Raw genomic sequence first — 5,639 nt, 5'->3', positions numbered from 1 at the left:
CCAGCGCACCAGCACCGTGCCGCCTGCCGCCCCCGCGACCCGGCTGCGCGGATTGTTCACGCTGGCGAAGGGGTAGAGCAGCGTGAAGAAGAACACGAAAGCCGGGACCAGCATGCGCTCGGCGGGGCTGGCGCAGTTCAGTTCCACCATTTCGGACACCTGGTCGAGGTGCCCGGCCTCCGCCTTGGCCACCAGTGTCGAGACATGGCGCGGGTCGTGGGTGATGTCGGCATCGGTCAGCAGCACGAATCCGCTGGAATCGGGCATGAGTTCACGCGCCCGCGCCACCCCCTGCGACACCGCCCACAGCTTGCCGCTCCATCCCGGCGGGCGGGACTTGCCCTTCATCACCGTCAGCCGCCCGCGCGGATCCGGCACGGAGCGCGCCAGCCTGCCGGTGCCATCGGTGCTGTTGTCATCAACACGATGACATGCAGCTCACCGGGGTAATCCTGAGCCAGCAGGGAGCCGACGCACCGCACGACGGAGGCCGCCTCGTCCCGCGCGGGCACCACCACGCACACTTCGGGGCATTTCTGGCCCGCAAGCTGCGCGCCGCGCACCGGGCGCAGGATGGGACCAGCCTGCCAGAACCGGCCATGGCAGAAGATCAGCCCCAGCCAGATGACAAGGGTCAGGATGGAAAGGGGAAGCACAAGCATGATGGAAACCTCAGTCCAGCATGCCGTGCTGACGGAACCAGTCTATGGCGTCCTTAACCGCCTCACGCGCGGGGCGGGGGGCGTAGCCCAGTTCCCGTATCGCCTTGTCCGATGAAAAGAACATTTTCTTGTGCGACATCGCCAGCATCTCCCGCGTTACACGGGGCGCGATGCCAAAAACGCGGGACAGCCATTCACTCGCCACCGCCACGGGCCAGATCACCGCCTGCGGCAGGCTGATGCGCGGCGGCGCGACACCGGCCAGTTCGGCCGTCATGGCGAACAGGTCGCGCAGCAGGTAGTTCTGGCCGCCCAGAATGTATTTTTCCCCGATGCGCCCGCGCTCCAGCGCCAGCGCATGGCCTTCGGCCACGTCATCCACATGCACGATGTTCACGCCGGTATCGACATAGGCCGGCATGCGGCCCGCCGCGCAGTCCAGGATCATCTGCCCGGTGGGCGTGGGCTTGATGTCGCGCGGGCGACGGGGGTGGAGGGGTTCACGATCACGGCGGGCAGGGCGCGCTCATGCACCAGGCGCAGGACTTCCTGTTCCGCGCGGTACTTGGAGCGCTTGTAGATGCCGATCACGCCATGCTCGTGCACCGGCGTTTCCTCATCCGAAATCGTGCCGTCCCCGATCAGCCCCAGCGCCGCGACGGAGGAACAGTACACGATCCGCTCCACCCCCGCCTTCTGCGCCGCGATCATGAGCGTGCGCGTGCCCTCCACGTTGGCCACCATCATCGGCACCGGGTCGGGCACCCACAGCCGGTAATCCGCCGCGACATGAAAGACGTAGCGGCAGCCCTTCACCGCCGCGTCGAAGCTGCCGGGGGTGGAGAGATCCCCCTCCACCAGTTCGGCGGGGAGATCGCGCAGATTGGTCAGGTCGCTCCCCTTGCGCACCATGAGCCGGAGCGTGTGCCCACGTTCCACCAGGTTGCGGGCAACGGCCGAGCCGACAAAACCGGTCGCGCCGGTCACAAGGTTGGGGCTGTCATGGTCTGAATGATCACTCCGTCAGGGGACAGAATTCACGATTGCGATACGGACTCGCAACCAGCGGGCGTTCCATTTATCCCGACACCTCCCGGTGGCGCCAGACCCTCCGGTAGTGTAAGTCAGGCCCAGTCGACCATCGTGGTACGATTTCACCCGGTGTTCCGACGCCCACAGACCAAGACGGATCTTTTTTGAGAAAGCTCACCATCCTGCTGGCCATCCTTGGCCTGGCCCTGCTGACCGGCTGCACCGCATGGTACGGGGCCGGGTCGGTGATCAGGCCATCGTCTCCATCGGGTTCGTCGGGTTCATGGCGACCGTCGTGGCGCAGCTTGCAGTTGACGCAATACTGGGTCTTGCGTGGCACGCGGCTTGCCGGGACATTCCGTTCGTGCAACTGCTGGTTTCGCGCATGATCCGCGATGCGGCGGCCGCATGCCTGCCCTTCTCGCAGCTCGGCGGCATGGTGGTGGGGATCCGGGCCACCTGCTCGAGCGACCTGTTCGCGCGCGGCAGGGGGCATCATGTCAGCGGGGGGGAAGCCGCCTGCGCCAACCTGGTGGACATCACCACCGAGGTGATGGGCCAGATCCTGTTCATCCTGACCGCCGTGCTGTGCCTTGTGGCCCACCAGCAGTCCAGTCCGTTCGCGCGGCCGGTCATCATCGGCCTCGTGCTGCTGAGCCTGGGCATCGGCGGTTTCATCTGGACCCAGCGCCATGGGGGCGACCTGCTCAAGCGCGTGGGCAACAGGCTGGGCAGCAACATGGCCGCGCAGTGGCAGGATGCGATGCTGAACAGCGCGGACAGCATCCAGGACCGTTTCAACGCCATCTGGTCGCGTCCCGGCCGCATCGTGCAGGGCGCGCTGCTGCATTACGTGGGCTGGCTGGGCAGCGCGGCCACGATCTGGATCGCCTATTATTTCCTGGGCGCGCATCTGAGCTTCGGCGGCGCCATCGCGATCGAGGGCGTGGCCTGCGGCATCATGTCCGTCTCGTTCCTGGTGCCCGCCGGGCTGGGGGTGCAGGAAGCGGCCTATATCACGCTCGGTTCGGCCTTCGGCATCGCGCCTTCGGTCTCGCTGGGGCTGTCGCTGCTGCGGCGCGGGCGTGAACTGGTCATCGGCATTCCCATGCTGCTGATATGGCAGGGAATGGAAATGCGGGCCCTGCGCAACAAAGATAACCCCATGACCGATGACGCGGCGGCCCCGCTGCCCGCATCGGGTTCCCTGCGCGAACAGACGGAGGCCGCGCGGGACTGACCCCGCGCGCCTTGTTCCAAACCTGAGCCAGACAGACCCCACCATGCCGGAAGTCATCCCCCCCCTGTTCGATACGCTGGTCATTATCGGGCCGGGCCTGATCGGGTCTTCCATCCTGCGCCGCGCGCGTGATGACCGGCGCATCGCCCGGCATCTGGTCGCGTGCGACATAAGCCCCGAGGTCCGCGCGCGGGTGGCCGAACTGGACATTGCCGATACGGTCGAGGCCGATCCGGTCCGGGCCGTGCGGGGGGCTGACTGCGTCATCATCTGCGTGCCGGTGGGCGCGATCGCGCTGGTGGCGGCGCAGGTGCTGCCCGCCATGAAGCCCGGCGCGATCCTGAGCGAGGTCGGGTCGGTCAAGAAAACGGTCATGGACGCCATGCAGCCGCTTCTGGCCGCGTATCCCGATATTGCCTTCCTGCCCGCGCACCCCATGGCGGGCACGGAGTTTTCAGGCCCGGACGCCGGTTTCGCCACCCTGTTCGAGGACCGGTGGTGCCTGCTGACCCCGCCGGAAAACACGCCCCCCGCCGCGATCGCCCGCATCACGACCCTGTGGGAGATGATGGGCGCGCGCGTGCGCTGCATGACGGTGGAGCATCACGACCGGGTATGCGCCATTGTCAGCCACCTGCCGCACCTGCTGGCCTTCACCATCTGCGGCACGGCGGATGATCTGGCGGATGAAACCCGTTCCGAGGTGCTGGATTTCGCGGCGTCAGGATTTCGGGATTTCACCCGCATCGCGGCTTCCGACCCGACGATGTGGCGTGACATCTTCCTCAACAACCGTGAGGCGCTGCTGGAGATGCTCGACCGCTTCATCGCGGATGCGCAGGCCATGGGCAACGCCATCCGCACGGGGGATGAGGATGTGATCGTGCGCCGGATCAAGCGTGGCCGCGCCATCCGGCGCAGCCTGATCGAGAACCGGCAGGCCTGAGAAGCTGTTTGAAAATAACTGGTTGATAAGAACCGGCAAAAGTTTCCAGGCACCGCCTTTTTTCAAAAAAGGCGGTGTTTCTGATTTACCGGATGTCCCAAGGCAGGATTTTCAAACAGGCCATGAGGCTTATTTGATGATGGCGACACGCAGCGTGTTGGTGCTGCCCGCCACGCCGAACGGCAGGCCCGCGACGATTACAACCCTGTCCCCCACCGTGCCGTAGCCATCCATCCGCGTGACGGACAGGGCCTGATCCACCACGCTTTCAATCGTATGGACCGGGGCTTCCTGCCCGACGGAGATGGCCTGTACCCCCCATGCCACCGCCAGCCGGCGGGCGATGTCATCGGTGGGTGTGAGACCGAGGATGGTGCAGGCCGGGCGTTCGCGCGCGATTCGGAGCGCGGTCCGCCCCGACAGGGTGAAGGCCGCGATCGCGGCGGCGTCCACCGTGGCGGCGATCTGCCCCGTGGCGGCGGCGATGGCCCCGGTCACGTCATGTTCGGGTGCGGGGCCGGAGCTTTCCATGTGGCGGTGCCAGCCTTCATCCCCCTCCACCCGGCGTACGATCCGGTCCATCATGGCCACCGCCTCCCGCGGGTAGGAACCCACCGCCGTCTCGGCCGAGAGCATCACGGCGTCCGCGCCGTCGAACACCGCCGTCGCCACGTCCGACGCCTCCGCGCGGGTGGGGGTGGGGGCATGGATCATGCTTTCCAGCATCTGGGTCGCCACGACAACGGGCCGCCCCATCTGCCGGGCCACGCGGATGATGCGCTTCTGGGCCAGCGGGACGTGTTCGGGCGGCAGTTCCACCCCCAGATCGCCGCGTGCACCATGACCGCGTCCGACAGGGCGACAATCTCTTCCAGATTGTCCATGGCCTGCGGTTTTTCCAGCTTGGTCATGATCCATGCCCGGCCATCGGCCAGCGCGCGGGCCTCACGCACGTCATCGGGGCGCTGGACGAAGGACAGGCCGACGTACTCGATGCCCAGTTCCAGCGCGAAGGCCATGTCCGCCCGGTCCTTGTCCGTCAGGGCCGGGATGGGCAGGACCACATCGGGCACATTCACGCCCTTGTGGTCGGACAGCGCGCCGCCCAGCGTGACCTCGGTCAGCAGGAAATCGTCGCCGCGCTCACAGACCTGCAGCGCCAGACGCCCGTCATCAAGCAGTAGGGAACTTCCCTTGCCCGCGGCGGCCAGAATTTCGGGGTGCGGCAGGCATACCCGCGTCTCGTTGCCCGGAGTCGGGTCGAGATCGAGGCGGAAGCGGGCGCCCGCTGTCAGTTGCACGCGGCCGTTGACGAAATGGCCGACCCGCAGCTTGGGGCCCTGCACATCGGCCAGTATGCCGATGGGGCGGCCCAGTTCGGCCTCCACATCACGGATCACGCCATGGCGGGCGGCGTGGTCCTCATGCGTGCCGTGGGAGAAGTTGAGCCGGAATACATCCACCCCCGCCACCGCCAGCGCGCGTATGCCCGCATGGTCTGATGTGGCCGGCCCCAGTGTTGATACGATCTTGGTCCGGCGTAGGGCGCGATAAGGTGTTTCCGGCATCATTTTCTCCTGCCTGTCCATCACATCGTCATCAGGAGGGCGAGACGACCTCCTGCGGTAACAGCCCCCATACCGCGCTGCGTTCCAGCCAGCCACCATACTGCTTGACCGAGACCTTGCACCACAGGCTGCCCGCCTGACACTGGCGCAGGGTGCCAACCACGCCCGGGCGCAGCACGGCCACGATGGCG

General features: G+C 66.6%; 2 protein-coding genes and 4 pseudogenes. 2 read left to right on the top strand and 4 right to left on the bottom strand.

Annotated elements, in window-relative coordinates; all coding sequences use genetic code 11:
- A pseudogene (locus JCM25156_RS22885) lies at positions 1-662 on the bottom strand (glycosyltransferase); the annotation flags it as partial.
- Between the two features lie 10 nt (positions 663-672).
- Positions 673-1,649 (bottom strand): annotated as a pseudogene (gene hpnA, locus JCM25156_RS22880) (hopanoid-associated sugar epimerase).
- A gap of 209 nt (positions 1,650-1,858) precedes the next feature.
- On the opposite strand from hpnA, the pseudogene JCM25156_RS22875 reads away from it, so the two are divergent.
- Positions 1,859-2,934: pseudogene (locus JCM25156_RS22875) on the top strand (lysylphosphatidylglycerol synthase domain-containing protein).
- A gap of 43 nt (positions 2,935-2,977) precedes the next feature.
- The gene (locus JCM25156_RS08710; protein ID WP_025812793.1) at positions 2,978-3,880 is read left to right on the top strand and encodes a prephenate dehydrogenase/arogenate dehydrogenase family protein; all 903 of its coding nucleotides are present in this window, start codon (positions 2,978-2,980) and stop codon (positions 3,878-3,880) included.
- A gap of 129 nt (positions 3,881-4,009) precedes the next feature.
- Here the strand turns inward: JCM25156_RS08710 and pyk are convergent.
- Positions 4,010-5,448, bottom strand: a pseudogene (gene pyk, locus JCM25156_RS22865) (pyruvate kinase).
- A gap of 31 nt (positions 5,449-5,479) precedes the next feature.
- Positions 5,480-5,639 (bottom strand): SH3 domain-containing protein (locus JCM25156_RS27915; RefSeq protein ID WP_242402563.1); only part of this gene is annotated, 160 nt, incomplete at its 5' end.

The sequence above is a fragment of the Komagataeibacter kakiaceti JCM 25156 genome (assembly GCF_000613305.1).
This window is presented reverse-complemented; position numbering and strand designations above follow the sequence as displayed.

Bases quoted from the DNA above. Each gene is read 5' to 3' on its own strand.
- JCM25156_RS08710 (WP_025812793.1), top strand. From the start codon at position 2,978: ATGCCGGAAGTCATCCCCCCCCTGTTCGATACGCTGGTCATTATCGGG.